At 30.0% G+C, this 17,049-nt stretch carries 17 protein-coding genes; 16 read left to right on the top strand and 1 reads right to left on the bottom strand.

What is annotated here, in order from left to right:
- Positions 1-58: 58 nt before the first annotated feature.
- Positions 59-208 carry a BH0509 family protein gene (locus B7R67_RS03150; protein WP_208615624.1) on the bottom strand — a complete coding sequence of 50 codons (150 nt, stop codon included), beginning with the start codon at positions 206-208 and terminating at the stop codon, positions 59-61.
- A 450-nt stretch (positions 209-658) separates the two neighbouring features.
- Here B7R67_RS03150 and B7R67_RS03145 point away from each other — a divergent pair, with 450 nt between their 5' ends.
- From B7R67_RS03145 to rfbD, 16 genes are all read left to right on the top strand, one after another.
- Positions 659-1,387: a YveK family protein gene (locus B7R67_RS03145; protein WP_088067469.1), complete on the top strand. Its 729-nt coding sequence runs from the start codon at positions 659-661 to the stop codon at positions 1,385-1,387.
- 1 nt (position 1,388) lies between these two features.
- Positions 1,389-2,084, top strand: coding sequence for a CpsD/CapB family tyrosine-protein kinase (locus B7R67_RS03140; protein ID WP_088067467.1), 696 nt, complete (start codon positions 1,389-1,391; stop codon positions 2,082-2,084).
- Positions 2,081-2,854 carry a tyrosine-protein phosphatase gene (locus B7R67_RS03135; RefSeq protein WP_088067465.1) on the top strand — a complete coding sequence of 258 codons (774 nt, stop codon included), beginning with the start codon at positions 2,081-2,083 and terminating at the stop codon, positions 2,852-2,854. The genes B7R67_RS03140 and B7R67_RS03135 overlap by 4 nt, the downstream gene beginning before the upstream one ends.
- 316 nt (positions 2,855-3,170) lie before the next feature.
- Positions 3,171-4,034: a UTP--glucose-1-phosphate uridylyltransferase GalU gene (gene galU / locus B7R67_RS03130; protein ID WP_088067464.1), complete on the top strand. Its 864-nt coding sequence runs from the start codon at positions 3,171-3,173 to the stop codon at positions 4,032-4,034.
- Positions 4,035-4,123: 89 nt separating this feature from the next.
- Entirely contained in the window at positions 4,124-4,741 is a 618-nt protein-coding gene (locus B7R67_RS03125) for a sugar transferase (RefSeq protein WP_407920372.1), read from the top strand.
- Positions 4,742-4,778: 37 nt separating this feature from the next.
- Positions 4,779-5,942: a beta 1-4 rhamnosyltransferase Cps2T gene (gene cps2T, locus B7R67_RS03120; RefSeq protein WP_088067632.1), complete on the top strand. Its 1,164-nt coding sequence runs from the start codon at positions 4,779-4,781 to the stop codon at positions 5,940-5,942.
- Complete coding sequence (locus B7R67_RS03115; protein WP_088067460.1) at positions 5,939-7,264, top strand: glycosyltransferase; 1,326 nt, start codon at positions 5,939-5,941, stop codon at positions 7,262-7,264. The genes cps2T and B7R67_RS03115 overlap by 4 nt, the downstream gene beginning before the upstream one ends.
- A 39-nt stretch (positions 7,265-7,303) precedes the next feature.
- Positions 7,304-8,110 carry a glycosyltransferase family 2 protein gene (locus tag B7R67_RS03110; protein WP_088067458.1) on the top strand — a complete coding sequence of 269 codons (807 nt, stop codon included), beginning with the start codon at positions 7,304-7,306 and terminating at the stop codon, positions 8,108-8,110.
- Positions 8,111-8,380: 270 nt separating this feature from the next.
- The gene (locus tag B7R67_RS03105) at positions 8,381-9,373 is read left to right on the top strand and encodes a hypothetical protein (RefSeq protein ID WP_142289512.1); all 993 of its coding nucleotides are present in this window, start codon (positions 8,381-8,383) and stop codon (positions 9,371-9,373) included.
- A 45-nt stretch (positions 9,374-9,418) separates the two neighbouring features.
- Positions 9,419-10,609 carry a glycosyltransferase family 4 protein gene (locus tag B7R67_RS03100; RefSeq protein ID WP_088067455.1) on the top strand — a complete coding sequence of 397 codons (1,191 nt, stop codon included), beginning with the start codon at positions 9,419-9,421 and terminating at the stop codon, positions 10,607-10,609.
- Between the two features lie 190 nt (positions 10,610-10,799).
- Positions 10,800-12,182 carry a hypothetical protein gene (locus B7R67_RS03095; RefSeq protein WP_088067453.1) on the top strand — a complete coding sequence of 461 codons (1,383 nt, stop codon included), beginning with the start codon at positions 10,800-10,802 and terminating at the stop codon, positions 12,180-12,182.
- 196 nt (positions 12,183-12,378) lie between these two features.
- A complete protein-coding gene (gene tagU / locus B7R67_RS03090) occupies positions 12,379-13,287 on the top strand; it encodes a polyisoprenyl-teichoic acid--peptidoglycan teichoic acid transferase TagU (protein ID WP_088067451.1) in 909 nt (302 codons plus the stop codon).
- A gap of 193 nt (positions 13,288-13,480) precedes the next feature.
- Positions 13,481-14,467 (top strand): polyisoprenyl-teichoic acid--peptidoglycan teichoic acid transferase TagU, encoded by a 987-nt coding sequence (tagU, locus tag B7R67_RS03085; RefSeq protein ID WP_407920365.1) that lies wholly within the window; start codon positions 13,481-13,483, stop codon positions 14,465-14,467.
- A gap of 247 nt (positions 14,468-14,714) precedes the next feature.
- Positions 14,715-15,593: a glucose-1-phosphate thymidylyltransferase RfbA gene (rfbA, locus tag B7R67_RS03080; RefSeq protein WP_088067449.1), complete on the top strand. Its 879-nt coding sequence runs from the start codon at positions 14,715-14,717 to the stop codon at positions 15,591-15,593.
- A 27-nt stretch (positions 15,594-15,620) separates the two neighbouring features.
- On the top strand, positions 15,621-16,181 hold the full coding sequence (gene rfbC, locus B7R67_RS03075) for a dTDP-4-dehydrorhamnose 3,5-epimerase (RefSeq protein WP_088067447.1): 561 nt from the start codon (positions 15,621-15,623) through the stop codon (positions 16,179-16,181).
- Positions 16,182-16,185: 4 nt separating this feature from the next.
- Positions 16,186-17,049, top strand: a complete 864-nt coding sequence (gene rfbD, locus B7R67_RS03070) for a dTDP-4-dehydrorhamnose reductase (RefSeq protein ID WP_088067445.1) — start codon at positions 16,186-16,188, stop codon at positions 17,047-17,049.

Below are 17,049 nucleotides of genomic sequence, written 5' to 3'. Positions count from 1 at the left end.
GATTAGGATCACCTAGCTTCTTTTATAAGTGCAACTACCAGTGTTTACTTAAAATTTCTTATTCAGCATGATGTAACATATATGTGTATGCAGAATTATAAATATGTTCTAAATCCGCGTCAGTCATAAATACTAAATCCTCAGTTGAAAATCCTTTCGTAAGCTCTAAAAATTGAACCATGTTTTTACGCTCTTCTCTACTCATCATCATCAACACTCCCTTAGATTTAAATGCTTTTATTGTTTGTTTTCCAATCTGTATTAATACAGTATATTTAATTAATAATTATTATATAACAGAAAAGTTGTATTGTGCTAGGAATTTTTATAAAAAGTTAAAAAAATTTTTTGAGGATTAATTAATAATTAGAAAATTATAAATTGAAAGTAAAAATCGTTTAGAAATAATTATATAAAAATAGTTTTCTATATTATTGTAATGTATTGATTTTTTTAATAATTAAAAATAATTTATGAGTTGTAATTTTTTGGAATAAATAGAAAAACTTAGTTATATCAATGGTTTTGATGGAGTGCCCCAATTTCACTGTGGCAAAAATTACTTAACTTAATAAGTGTCTAATGTTATACTGGTTTAGGTTTAATCGGAAATAATATTTTAATAAAATGATAGAATGTCAATTTCGGGAGGAAAATGATGGAAGAAACGATTAGTTTACAAGATTTATTCGACGTTATTAATAAACGTTTGAAGATGATTATTAGTATTACGTTAATTACTACATTATTAGCTGGTGTAATCAGCTTTTTATTTTTGACACCGATTTATCAATCCTCAACACAATTATTAGTAAATGAAAAGGAATCAGGAGATTCTTCTATTTATCAAAATAATCAGGTTCAAACAAATATCCAATTAATTAATACGTATAACGTCATTATTAAGAGCCCTACTATTCTAGATGAAGTTGTAAAAGAATTACATTTAGACTACTCCGTATCAGAACTAATAGAAAAAATCACAGTTGCAAATGAAACAAACTCGCAAGTTTTTACAGTTTCCGTTCAAGATCCAAATCCGAAGAAAGCGCAAACTATTGCAAATACAATTGCAGATGTTTTCCAAAGAAAAATTGGGAAAATTATGAGCGTTAATAACGTTAGTATTTTAGCAAAAGCAGAACTTGGAGAACATCCAAATCCAATTAAACCGAACAAGAAATTGAATACTGCTATTGGTTTTGTTTTAGGATTAATGATTTCTGTTGGATTAGCCTTCTTACTTGAATACCTAGATAACACAATAAAGAAGGAAAAACAACTAGAGGAATTATTAGAATTACCTGTTTTAGGAATTATTTCAGAAGTAACCGAAAACAGTATTTCACCTAAACAAACTAAATTTAGAATAGGAAAGGGTGCGTAATATGTTTAAAAAAGCTTCAAAAGAAAATATGAAAAGATTTCTTATTACATTAACAAACCCTAAATCACCGTTTGCAGAACAATATCGTACTGTTCGTACAAATATTCAATTTTCAGCAATAGATACTACCTTAAAAACACTATTAGTCACTTCATCTGAGCCTTCAGAAGGGAAAACTACTACAATTGCAAATTTAGCAGTGACATATGCTCAGCAAGGTAAAAAAGTACTATTAGTGGATGCAGACTTACGTAAACCACAGATACATGTTGTCTTTAAACTAGAGAATTTTAAAGGTTTATCATCTGTAATTGTACAAGGTAAGTCATTATCAGATGTTACGCAATCTTCTAAAGTAGATAATTTATCAATTTTAACATCTGGACCAATTCCACCTAATCCATCGGAATTACTATCTTCTGTTAAAATGAAGAATTTGGTCGCTCAAATGACTGAAGAATATGATGTAGTCTTGTTTGATGCCCCACCAGTCTTAGCTGTAACAGATGCACAAATTGTTTCGCAAATTTGTGATGGAACGATTTTAGTTGTTCGTAGTGGCTACACTGCAAAAGAAAAAGTAAAAAAATCAAAAGAATTATTAACGCTAGTAAACGCAAAAATTCTAGGTACTATTTTAAATCGAGCAGAACAAAATAAAGACAATTATTATTACTATTACGGTAACGAAGAATGATCGATATTCATTGTCATATTCTACATGGACTTGATGATGGTCCTAAAACAATGGAAGAAAGTATGGAGATGGCACGAGCAGCTGTTGAAAATGGTATTCATACTATAATTGCTTCACCGCATCATCAAAACGGACGTTACAATACAGACAGAAAAACGATTTTAAAAAAAATAGACGAGTTAAATAATGCGTTAAAAAAATGTGAGATTCCATTAACGATTTTACCGGGACAAGAAGTAAGGTTGTATGGAGAAATGATTCAAGACTTAGAACAGGAACAACTTGTTTCAATAAATGAAGGAAGACGTTATTTATTATGCGAACTTCCTTCATCTCAATTACCAAGGTTTACGAACGAATTGTTTTATGAATTACAAACTAATCGGTTAGTTCCTATACTTGTCCACCCTGAGAGGAACAAAGTATTAATGGGGGAACCAGATTTACTGTTTAAACTTGTACAAAAAGGTATCCTGACTCAAATAACTGCATCATCATTAACAGGAAAGTTTGGGAAAAATATTCAAAAATTCTCGTTTAAGTGTATAGAGTCTAATCTTGCACATGCAATCGCTTCAGATGCACACGACACAGAGAATCGAAAATTTGAGTTGTTTGAAGCTTACGAGATTATTCGGAAAAAGTTTGGAATTGAAACAGAGTTACGTTTAAAAGAAAACGCTCAATCCATTGTGGATGGAACAATGATTTATCCAGAAGAGCCTATGAAAATAAAACAAAATATCTTCAGTCGTTTACTTGGTATTTAATAAATGACCGGTAATATCTCCTAGCCGTTATCTATGGAGGTACTCGGCTGTACTGTGGTAAAGGGTTTAAACAATAACATTCTTATAATAAGTAGATTAGATCCATTCCAAAAGAAACATATACAGGACTAAATAATTTATTTTGTATTGCTATTGTTAATCCTTTGCTTAGACGCATGTCGTCAAGAGTATGGTGTGAGGTGGGGTTAGATGCCCTATTATTTAATCAATTTTAAAAATTTCTATTTGTATAGTTAATTTCTTATGACTATAGACATAGAAATTTTTGAAATTTTACAACTGGGGAGTGAACAACTTGAAGAAAGTAAAAAAAGCCATTATTCCTGCAGCTGGTCTAGGAACTAGATTCTTACCAGTAACAAAAGCAATGCCGAAAGAAATGCTTCCAATTGTAGATAAACCAACAATACAATACATTGTTGAAGAAGCAATCCAATCTGGTATTGAAGATATTATTATTGTAACAGGCAAGGGTAAGCGTGCTATAGAAGATCATTTCGATAATTCAATCGAGCTAGAACAAAATTTATTAGAAAAAGAAAAATTTTCTTTACTAGAAGAAGTACAAGCTTCATCTAAAATTGATATTCACTATATTCGTCAAAAGGAACCGCTTGGGTTGGGTCATGCTGTTTGGTGTGCAAGAAAATTTATTGGAAACGAACCGTTTGCAGTATTACTTGGTGACGACATTGTAGAGGCAGAGACACCTGGTTTAAAACAATTAATTGATCAATATGAAGAGGTGGGTTCTTCGGTTATTGGTGTACAAACTGTGCCGAATAAAGAAACTCATCGATATGGAATTGTTGATCCAATTGTACAAAATGGTAGAAGACATGAAGTAAAGAATTTTGTTGAAAAACCAGCACCTGGAACAGCTCCTTCTAACTTAGCAATTATGGGAAGATACGTTTTTACACCTGAAATTTTTATGTTCTTAGAAGAGCAACAAGTTGGTACGGGCGGCGAGATTCAATTAACAGATGCAATTCAAAAGCTAAATAAAATTCAACGTGTCTTTGCTTATGACTTTGAAGGTATACGCCATGACGTAGGAGAGAAATTTGGGTTTATCAAAACGACAATTGATTTTGCATTGAAAAATAAAGAATTAAAAGACGAATTAATGGAGTATTTAAAACAAGTAATTAAATAAGAAAACTAGAATAGGGAAGAGTGACGAAATTGGAAACTATTAATTTACATCAAAAATCTAAAACTCAACCTTTTTTATCTGAAGAAAACATAAGTACCAGTTTATTTTATATAATCGCTAAGCGATTAATTGATATTTGTGGAACACTTATTGGCCTTATCCTATTAATACCAGTTTTTTTAGTAGTAGCAATATTAATTAAAATAGAAGACCCTAAAGGGCCAGTATTCTTTAGTCAAAAAAGAGTAGGTAAAAACGGTCGAGAATTTAAAATGTACAAATTTCGTTCGATGGTTACCGATGCGGAAGAACGACTTCAAACATTGCTTAAATATAATGAAGTATCTGGAGCTATGTTTAAAATGAAAGATGATCCTAGAGTAACTAGAATAGGTAAATTTATTCGTAAAACTTCGATAGATGAATTACCGCAATTGTTTAATGTATTACTAGGTGAAATGTCATTGGTAGGTCCAAGACCACCTCTTCCTAGAGAAGTAGCAGATTATACTGACTATGATATGCAAAGATTGTTGGTTACCCCAGGGTGTACAGGATTATGGCAAGTTAGGGCAAGAAACAGTGTTGGTTTTGCAGAAATGGTTGAATTAGACATTGAATACATTAAAAACCGAAATATATTAAATGACATAAATCTTATAATAATGACAATTGCTGTATTATTTGGTAGTAAAAATGCCCATTAAAATTAAAAATAGTCTATTACCAGAAGAGGATAAACAAATGAAAAATATTTTTATAATAGGTAGCAAAGGAATCCCTTCTAATTATGGAGGTTTTGAAACTTTTGTTGAAAAGTTAACGGAATATAAAAAAAGTGAAAAGATTAAATATCATGTTTCTTGTTTATCAAATAATGAAGAGGAATTTGAACACAATGGAGCACGATGTTTTAATGTTAAAGTCCCTGAAGTAGGAGCTGCAAAAGCAGTTCTTTATGATATTAAAGCTTTAGATAATGTTTATAAATATATACAAAAAAATAATATAAAGGAATCAATTGTCTATATATTAGCGTGTAGAATTGGTCCGTTCGTAAGTTTTTATAAAAAGAAATTTGAAAAATTAGGAGTACCTGTATTTTTGAATCCCGATGGACATGAATGGAAGCGTGCTAAATGGAATGCATTTATTCGTCAATATTGGAAATTCTCTGAACGATTAATGATAAAAAATGCAGATTTAGTAGTTTGTGATTCTATGGCTATCGAGGATTATATTAAGAATGATTATAAAATCTACTTTCCTAAAACTACTTTTATAGCATATGGTGCAACAGTAAAAGCACCATTAAAAATTGATAGAAATAAGTTTCAAGAATGGTTGAATAAATGGAATTTAAGGGAAAGTGAATATTATTTAATTGTGGGACGTTTTGTTCCAGAAAATAATTATGAACTAATGATTAGAGAATTTATGAGTTCTAAATCTTCGAAGCAATTAGTAATTGTAACAAATGTAGAAAAGAATCGATTTTACGATGATTTAAAGAATAAAACAAATTTTGATAGCGATAATAGGATAAAATTTGTCGGTACTATATATGATGAAGATTTATTATATCAGGTACGAACTAATGCATTTGCTTATTTACATGGTCATGAGGTTGGAGGCACAAACCCTTCTTTACTCGAATCATTAGCAACGACTTCTTTAAATTTATTGCTAGATGTCCAGTTTAATAAAGAGGTTGGCGGGGACGCAGCATTATATTTCGGTAAGAAACAGAATGAACTATCAAAAGTTATCGAATTGGCAGATGAACTAACATTAAATGAATTAGAAATTAAGGAAAAGTTAGCAAAGAATCGAATTAAAGAAAACTATTCATGGGATAAAATTGTAGACAAGTATGAAAATATATTCTTAGGATCTGATTCTAAATGAGGATACTACATTATACATTAGGACTTCCTCCAGTTAGGAGTGGAGGTTTAACTAAGTATGCTATTGATCTAATGAAAGAACAGTCAAAAAATGATGAAGTAATTCATCTATTTCCTGGAAAGATTGATTTTTTAAACACACATACTAGAATTTCCCAGATTAGAAAAAGAAATGATCATATCAGTCATTTTCAAATTATAAATTCATTACCTTTACCGTTATTTAGAGGAATAAAAGAACCAATTGACTTCATGAAGCGGGTACCGAAAAAAGTTTATCTAGATTTTCTAACTGAAGTAAAACCTAATGTTATTCATATTCATACTTTGATGGGACTGCACTCTGAATTTTTTGAATCTGCTAAAGCATTAGGGATAAAACTTGTTTATACTACACATGATTACTTTGGTATTTGCCCTACGATTAATTTATATAAAGAGCATGAAAGTACTAATTGTAACAATTATAAAAATGGTAAAGGTTGTGCAGATTGTTCTTTACATGCTATGGGGACAAAAGCGTTATTACTAACACAAACACCTTTCTATCCAACAATAAAGAAACTAAAAAAATTAATACCACCAAAGAAACCTAGTAAGCTCTCAACGCGAAAAGAATTAGAATCAAATAACTTTAATGAAAATCGCTCGGAAGAATACGTTACTCTGAGAAAGTATTATTTAGATATTTTAATGAAAATAGATTATTTTCATTTTAATAGTGTCGTAACGATGCAAGTATACAAAGAATATCTACCAGAAATAGAGGGTAAAGTTGTTAATATTACTCACAGTGGGATCATGAAAGCCAATGTAGAAAAATCTAACTATAGTAAAATTCGAATTGGTTATCTTGGACCTTATAAAGAACATAAAGGTTTTTTTATTTTGCTAGAAGCCTTTAAATTGTTAGCCAGTGATCAGTTTGAACTACATCTTTTTGGCGATAGTGCAAATTTAGAGCCAATGGAAAGTGTGTTCACACATGGATCTTTTAGAAGTGATCAATTAGAAGATATTTTTACTAACTTGGATGTGTTAGTTGTTCCAAGTGTGTGGAAGGAAACATTTGGCTTTGTAGCATTAGAAGGATTAAGTTTTGGAACACCTGTTATAATTTCTGAAAATGTTGGAAGCAAAGATTTAGTTCTTGAAAAATTCGGTTGGACGGTTGATTCTAATTCTTCAAGTGAACTATATAAACTACTAAAAAGCTTAAACAAAGAAGTCTTATTGGAAAAACATTTGAATATTACAAGAGATTATAATGTGAAGATGATAGAGAACCATGCTCAAGATATTATGACTGATGTGTATAAATAAGAAAAAATAAGAAAATGAAATTTGCATTGGGGGTATAAAATGATTGATGTAATTATACCAGTTTATAATGGGTACGATGAAACACAAAAATGTATTGAATCATTGTTAAACTGTAGTAATAAACAGGAGCATCAGTTTATTATTATTAACGATAAAACGCCGGATGAACGTATCTCATACTTATTAAATAATATTTCTGATGATCGTGTAACAATAGTAGATAATGAAACAAATCTAGGATTTGTTAAAACTGTAAATAAAGGTATGAAACAGTCTCAAAATGATGTCATTTTATTAAATTCCGATACAGTAGTTACGAATTTTTGGATAGATAAACTATATAATGCTGCTTACTCAAATAAAAAGGTTGCTACCGTTACTGCTTTAACTAATAACGGTACTATTGCATCGGTTCCATTTTTTAATCAAGATAATATTCTTCCAGAAGGATACACAATTGAAGGATTCTCACAACTTGTAGAAAAAATTTCAGAAAAAATATATCCTACTATTCCTACTGCAGTAGGACATGCTATGTATATTAAGAGGTCGGTTCTAGATGAAGTAGGATTCTTTGATGCTGCTACATTTGGAATGGGATATGGCGAAGAAAATGACTTTTCGTGTAGAGTTATAAAAAAAGGTTATAAAAACATTTTAGCCGATGATACATTTATTTTTCATTATGGCAGCACTTCATTTAAAAGCGAAAAGGCTAAACTTATTTCAATAAATAAGAAAAAGTTATATAAAAAAAACTGGTGGTATCCTATAAATGTGAGGAAATTTCTCTATTTTGATAAAAAAGTTAAAAATATTTGTAAAAAAATTCAACAGGAATTATAGAGGCAATTTATGAAAAAGCTGACAAAAGTAGATCTGGCTACAACTTTATTCTTGTTATTTTTTCTCTTTTTTTTGAGGTATAGAAGAGTATTTTATATAGAGTGGTATTATATCGATTTTATACTAATGACATTGATCTTAATTAGAACAATATATTTAGGGTTTAGATTCGATGTAATCAAATTTATTTCATTTTTTCTTCTGCTTTTAGTAGTTTCTTTAAATATAGTAAAGTTTGGTTTTGGAGATATTTTAATTGGAAATTTATTAATGCAGCTAATGCCATTAACATTGATAAGCTTTCTAATTTATTTAAAAAGAAGTTATGAACATGAAGTCCTGACTCGCTTAACCTACAAATTAACGATCTTTATGAATCTATACTTTTTTATTAACGCAGCCATTATCCTAATTCAAATTAAAACTGGAACGTTTATGATGGAACGTTTTTTAATTTATAACCCAAATGCTTTTGACCATATGACAGGGCTAATTGGAATGAATGGTGTAAGTGTTTTAAATTTTTTCTGGATTGCAACAATTTTATTAAATCTTTTTTTCTATTTAGAACGAAAGTCATTAAAAATTTTAATCATAATAATTTTAGAAGTAATTATAGCATTTTCATTTTCCTTATTTAATGATAATAAGATGATTTTCTTAACTTTTACCTTTTTTGTAGGGTTATTTTTTTATTTTAGATTTTTAAGTTCAGGATTATCTTTTAAAAATATTAACCGAGTTTTCCGTATTGTCATTTTTCTAATTGCTATTTTAGTATGTCTATTTATTTTTAAGGATAAATTTGGACCGGAATTTAATAATACTTTTAATTTAATTAATGATTTTTTCTCTAAATCAGGATTATACCCTAATAAAAATAATGAAAGAGCTTATTTAAATTACCTCGCATTTCATTATTACAACGCTTCTGGGATGGGCATAGGTTTAAATAATGTAGATCTCCTTCATCAATCTATTCATGTACATTTAGGGATAAATAGTTCATCACTTGTTATGATCCTTGGAGGATGGATTTACTTAGTAGTATTAGTGAATATTTACACAGTCTATTTTGTGAATTTAATCAGTATTAAAGGGAGAAGAAACAAGATAACGATTTATTTAATAATATTTTTGTCAGTCTTATTTGTTTCGTATGCGACACAGCCTTTTAGAGATCATTACATTATAGCTATGCTCTCATTGATATGTTTTAGCTATTACTTAAGCATGGCAAAAACGGATAAAGTAGCAGAATAAAGTTTAAATTTTATAGCTGTTAATAATTTGAACTGAGGGATTTGTATGAAAAAAGTATTATATGTTGCTCATGAGAATACGAAAGGTGGAGCTACACATTCATTATTAAATTTATTAGACCACCTTCCGATGAATGTTCAACCATATGTTTTAATACCTAAAACTTTAGGTTTACGTACGTTATTTACAAAGGATTATAGAAAAATATTAAATGCAGGAACTTTAAAACAAGAATTAATTAAAAGAAATATTCCATTTTATGAAGCCTATTACTTTTTGGATAACATAGAGATTAAACAGAATTTAATAAGAAAACTATTCTTTTCATTAATTAGAAATAAAGAGCTAATGAAAATAAAAAAGAAGATTAAAGATAATAATATCAATTTAGTCCATAGTAATTCTAGTGTTATAAAGTTCGGTGCAGACCTAGCAAAGGAATTAGATCTAAAACATATTTGGCATGTTAGAGAAGACATTGGAGCAATGTTTGGAATTAAAGGTATAAAACAAAAAAAGTATATTCTGAGCATAGTTGATAATGCTGATCAAATAATATTTGTAGCGGATTCGTTGAAAGCTAATTTCCAAGAAGTATATCAAAAGTTATTCGGAGAGCTTAGTAAGGAACAAAAAAATAAATTTAGAAGAATATATAATGGAATTCCATTAACTACTTCAATTAATAAAAAGAATATTAAACAAAATCCAATTAATATATATTGTTTCGGTACAATTTATGAGATAAAGGGACAAGAAGATCTAATATTGTTAGCCAAGAAATTAAAACAAGAAGGATTTCCGAATTTTCGTATTAAATTAGTTGGAGGCAGAAAAAAGGAATATTATGATTATCTTTTAAATTTAATAGCATTAAATAATTTAGAAGAAATAATAGAATTTATTGATTACACTAACGATATAGATTTGCTTAGAAGTGATGCTGATATAGAAATCGTTAGTTCACGAAATGAAGCTTTTGGTAGAGTAGCAATTGAGGCAATGAATTTTGGGAATCCACTTATCGTTACAAATGTGGGTGGACTCAATGAAATAGTAGAACATAAGAAAAATGGATTAAAATATAAGCCTGGAGATATTAACGCATTATATGAAAATGTTAAGGATATTATTGACTCGAAATTAAATATGGATGAAATCATAATAAATGCGAAAATTAGATCTAGTGAATTTGATATAAAAATATGTGTGTCTCAAATTAGTAAGTTATATTAGTAAGTTGAGTAATAAATAATTTTATTTATTTAGTTTACTTTTCTAAATATCTAGTAAATATAATTAAGTTAGATGATAAGGTTAATCAGCCCTCCGATAATTCCGATATAACTTATAAAGTTATAACCATCAAAATTAGTATATCCCAGATATAATTTTGAAAATATCAGGATCTTAGAGGTGCAAGAATATGAGCTCACATAAAACTACAAATTTAGAATTACACAAATGGGTGGGGTCTGACCCTTTTAATCGAAACGAAATTGTTGAAAACTTTGATATTATTGATAAATACATTAGTGATAATTCTTTTAATATAGATTTGTTAAAAAATAGTAGTATAAATATAGAAGCATTCGGTGCTAAAGGAAATGCAAACTATTATAATGTTTCAAATGGCAAGTGGTATGAGGATGCTAACTATACAATACTTGCAAAAGATAATACAGAAACTATACAAAGTGCAATTGATTACATTGCTAAAAATTTCCCTTCAAATGGAGCTACACTTGAAATTCCAAACGGAGCATTTTTGTTTAATCAAGTAAAAATATATTCTAAACATATAAAGGTTATAGGTGGGGGGATATTAAGGGGAAGAGTATTAATACAATCAACGGACATACTTAACCCAATTGCTTTTAATATTAAAGAGTTATTTACCGTATTTGATGGTGTAAAATTTGAACGTGAATCAGGATATAAAGGTGCAGCAATTACAATTCAAAACACTAGAGATGTCACAATACAAAATTGTTTTATAAGTAATTATCAAATAGGTATTTTAGGAAACCCTACATTAGTAGAATATAAGTGGCAACAAACTGCAAGAATTAGAATTAAAGGATGTACTATTCAAAAAACTCAATATGCTGTAAAAACCAATATGTTCCCATGGGATAAAAAATTATCTAATTGGAATTATTTCCAACATGGAGATTGGAATGTTAGTGATAACTACTTTTATGGAGATGTTGGAGGGATAGACAATGTCCATTTTGAAGGGCAAGATGGATTAATATTAAAAGGAAACTTCTTTTTTCATGGCACAGCTTCTGGGAAAAGCCCTGATAAGAGAAACAATATTTTTATTAAACAATCAAATTTTGTTATTATTTCGGATAATAATTTATTTGAGGCTGGCACTGAGGCGATAAGAATTGAGGATTTCCGAATATTAACAATTAAAGATAATAATATAGGATGGTGTGGTCAACGTATTCCTTCAAGCGGAATTTTTGTTGAAACAACAGATACTGGATCAACCTATTCATCATGTTCGGCTAATATTAATAATAATAATATTTCGGTTACTACTAAGCATGGAATTGAGGTAGGATATAATCCAGTAAGAATGAAAATAAATGATAATAGTTTGTTTTTATTAGGATCAAGAGCACATTATTATGGAAGTAATGCAATTACTAACGCTCCATGTTCAGTATATATAAACTACAGTGGAAAACCATTTACAAGTAAAGATTTAATAGTCGTTTCTGGGAATTTTTCCGATAAACCGTCAAATATAAAAAGAGGTTTAAAGGCAGGAGATTTTTACTTTCCAAAAGGATAAGTTTGAAAAAAAGATAGTAAACTTTTATATTTGAGCACAGGACACTCTAAATGAAAAGCCTGTGTTTTTTTATGGTTTTTTCTAAAAATATGAGCACTAAATGGCTGTATTTATTTGAATAAATAGTAAAAACTAATAAAGAAATTAATTTTCTCAAACTATTCCATTTTGATTCAATTATAGAGGAGCACAAATAATGTCAAAAACAAAAAAAATAATCATTACTCTTTCAATTATTATTGGAGTAATTATATTAGGAATAGGCGTTTATGCATATTCAATCTATTCAAACATAAACAAGGCTACAGAATCGATTCACAAGGATATTAATAAAAGTAGTTTGCGTCAAGGTGAGACGGATATAAACAAGAAACAACCTTTTTCAATACTTTTGTTAGGTGTTGATCATCGCCCAGGTGATGTTGGAAGATCGGATTCACTGATATTAATGACAGTTAATCCAGCACAAGGTTCAACTAAAATGGTAAGTATTCCTCGTGATACACGTACGGAAATAGTAGGGAAAGGTAAGCTAGATAAAATCAATCATGCTTATGCATTTGGTGGAATTCAAATGTCAGTTAATACGGTAGAGAAGTTTTTAAATGTTCCAATCGATTACTTTGTAGAGGTCAATATGGAAGGTTTCCATGATATTGTTGATGCTGTAAATGGAGTAGATGTTGTAAATGATTTAGATTTTACTTATGAAGGTACACATTTTAAAAAGGGACCGTTACATTTGAATGGTGATTTAGCCTTGAAATATACAAGAATGAGAAAACAAGATCCTCGTGGAGATTTTGGTCGCCAACAAAGACAACGACAAGTGATCGAGGCTGTGTTGAAAAAAGGAACTTCGATTTCTTCATTAACAAAATATAATGATTTATTAATGGCAATTTCAAAAAATATTAAAACGAATATTTCACTTAATGAAATGGTTACAATCCAAAAGAATTATCGTGACGCTACTTCAACAATTGATCAAATGCAAATGACAGGTAAAGGAACAATGATAAATAAAATTTACTACTTCCAAGTAGCTGATACGGATCGATTAAAAATTTCAAACGAATTAAGACAACATCTTGAATTAAAATAATGCAGAGGTGTATAAATAAGGAAACGATCATACTTAGAAGTTTGATCGTTTTCTTTTTTACTAGATAGTCATTAAATCTCTTAATTCAAAAATAAAAATATGCAGATATATGTCAAATAAAGTAAAATAGGAAGAGAGTTGTTTCTGACTATTAATAATATTTGAAAATTAATTTATGGATTATTGAAGGAGAATGATCTTGTCTAGAAAAGAGTTACACTCAACTAAAAAAATGTCTACAATGAAAAAAGTACTTTTAAGTGTTGTAATTGCGTTAGTTGTATTAACAGCGGGTGTAGGTGTATACGCTTATTCAATTTGGAATAAGGTGAACGAGACAACTGAAAAAATTCACAAAGAAATTAAGAAAACTAAAAAACGCCAGGAAGTCGTTAGTGTAAAAAAAATGGAGCCCTTTTCAATCTTGTTAATGGGGGTAGATCATCGAAAAGGTGACGTTGGCCGTGCCGATTCAATGATTGTATTAACGGTTAATCCTGAGAAAAAGACAACAAAAATGTTGAGTATTCCACGTGATACTTACGGCGAAATAGTAGGGAAGAATAAGAAAGATAAATTAAATCATTCATACGCTTTTGGTGGCGTACAAATGACGGTTGATTCAATCGAAAATTTCTTAAATATACCAATTGATTATTATTTAGAAGTCAATATGGAAGGATTTAAAGATATAGTAGATGCTGTTAATGGTGTTGATGTTGTGAACGATTTAGATTTTACATATCAAGGTATCCATTTTAGTAAAGGACCACTTCATTTGAATGGTAAAAAGGCACTTACTTACTCACGTATGAGAAAGCAGGATACTCGTGGAGATTTTGGACGTCAAATGAGACAGCGTCAAGTGATCGAAGCAGTTATTAAAAAAGGTGCTTCCGTATCTTCGCTTACTAATTATCAAACTATTTTAAGTGCAATTGAAAAAAATGTTGTGACAAATTTAGGATTCAATGACATGGTATCGATTCAACAGGATTATAAGGATGCATCATCATCGATTGAAGAATTAAAAATTGACGGTGAGAACAAAAGAATGAATGGAATATATTATTTCTTCGTAACTGATGAAGAGAGAAATTATTTATCTACATTATTAAGAAATCATCTAGAATTAAACTTAGAACAAAATAAAACTGATGTAGGAACTGATGGTAAATAATAAGATTGTTACGGCACATGTTAATTAGCATGTGCCGTTTTACTTTTTTTAAGTTTTAATTAAATTTACTTTCTATTTTATCAATTATTTTATCTAAAAATGGTAGAAACTTATAATGATATTAGTGGAATAATGCAATGGTTTATGTGATAATAAAATTTTGTAAAATCGAATTTTTTACATAACCCTATTAATTACTTAATTTATATAAAATTGACTTGCAAACAAGTTTTAGGAGGACTTTACTATGAAAGGTATTATTCTTGCTGGCGGTAGTGGTACACGCCTTTATCCATTAACAATGGTTACAAGTAAACAGCTATTACCTGTATATGATAAACCGATGATTTATTATCCATTAGCTACTTTAATGTTAGCTGGTATAAGAGAGATTTTAATTATTTCAACTCCAGAAGATCTGCCTCGCTTTGAAGCATTATTAGGAGATGGTTCTCAGTTTGGAATTTCTTTACAATATAAAGTTCAGCCTAGTCCAGATGGTTTAGCGCAAGCATTTATCATTGGGGAAGAGTTTATCGGAAATGATTCTGTTGCTATGATTCTAGGTGATAATATTTATTACGGAAGCGGAATGCGAAAAATATTAAAAAATGCTGCAAGTAAAGAAAAAGGTGCTACAGTATTTGGTTATCATGTTCAAGATCCTGAACGATTTGGTGTAGTTGAGTTTGATGAAACTGGTAAAGTATTAAGTGTTGAAGAGAAACCTGCTGTACCGAAATCAAACTATGCAATTACTGGATTGTATTTTTATGATAATCGAGTTGTTGAAATCGCGAAAAATGTAAAACCTTCTCATCGTGGAGAATTAGAGATTACAACAGTAAATGAAGCTTACTTAAAAATGGGTGAATTAGACGTTGAACTTTTAGGTCGCGGTTATACATGGTTAGATACAGGAACTCATGAGAGCTTAGTTTCTGCTACAAACTTTGTTAAAACGGTAGAAGAGCATCAAGGAATTAAAATCTCTGCTCCAGAAGAAATTGCATATATTAATGGCTGGATTACAAAAGAAAAGCTTTTAGAATCAAGTGAGTTATTAAGCAAGACAAACTATGGTAAATACCTAGTAAAAGTGGCAAATGGTGAGATTAAATATTAATAAAACATTTCGAGGTGTCATTGTAAAATGAAAATTACTGAAACATTTTTAGAAGGTGTTGTCGTTATTGAACCAGCGGTCTTTGGAGATCATCGTGGTTGGTTTATGGAAACTTATAGTGATTCAAAAATGAAAGAATTTGGACTAAATTTGAACTTTGTTCAAGATAACCACTCTTTTTCTGCAACAAAAGGTACTTTACGCGGATTACACTATCAATTAGCTCCAAAAGCACAAACGAAATTAGTTCGATGCACGCTTGGTTCGATTTTTGATGTAGCGGTCGATATTCGTAAAGGTAGTCCTACTTATGGCAAATGGTTTGGGATCGAATTAAGTGCGGAAAATAAGAAGCAATTATTAGTACCTAAAGGATTTGCTCATGGTTTTATGACATTAACAGATGACGTAGAAGTACAATATAAAGTTGATGAGCTATATGCACCTGATTGTGATAGAGGAATCAATTGGAATGACCCTGATATAAATGTTGAGTGGCCAATGGATATAAAGCCAGTGTTATCAGCAAAGGATGAAACTGCACCATTATTAGCGGAAGCTGAAAATAATTTTATTTACGGGGAGTAATAAAATGAAAATTTTAGTAACAGGTTATGCTGGGCAGTTAGGTTATGATGTCGTTCGAGAATGTGAACTACATAATCTTGAGGTAAAAGGAATCACTCGAAATGAACTTGATATTACTGATAAAGCAGCAGTTATTTCTTTAGTTGATTCATTTAAGCCCGATGTAATCATACATTGTGCTGCATATACTGCAGTCGATAAAGCTGAGGATGATCAAGAGAATTGTCGAAATGTTAATGTAGAGGGAACAAAATATTTAGCTGAGGCGGCAAAAAAACACGACGCAAAATTCGTCTATATTAGTACTGATTATGTGTTTGAGGGGAAAGGTGATCAACCATTTAACGAGGATGATCAACCAAATCCAATCGGTTATTACGGTCTTACAAAATATGAAGGTGAAAAAATTGTTCAATCATTAATTGACAATTATTTTATCGTGCGTATTTCATGGGTGTTCGGAATTAATGGTAATAACTTTATAAAAACAATGCTGAGATTATCAGAAACTAGAAATGAATTAAATGTAGTAGGTGACCAAGTAGGTTCACCTACCTATACATTTGATTTAGCGAAACTAATAGTTGAAATGATTAAGACTGATAAATATGGTATATATCATGCGACGAATGAAGGATTTACTAGTTGGGCAGAATTTGCAAAAGAAATATTCAAACTAGCAGGTAAAGATGTTTTAGTACAATCGATCTCAACAGAAGAATATCCAACACGTGCAGTTCGACCAAAAAACTCTAGACTATCAAAACAAAAACTAGTAGAGAATGGGTTTAAACCATTACCTACATGGGAAGATGCGTTAGCTAGATATTTAGTTCAATTAAAACAAGAGGTGGAATTAGGTGAATAG

The sequence above is a fragment of the Gottfriedia luciferensis genome (genome assembly GCF_002156865.1).
Classification (GTDB): Bacteria; Bacillota; Bacilli; order Bacillales; family Bacillaceae_G; genus Gottfriedia; species Gottfriedia luciferensis.
Note: the sequence above shows the minus strand (reverse complement) of the source record. Positions and strands in the feature narration are given on the sequence as shown.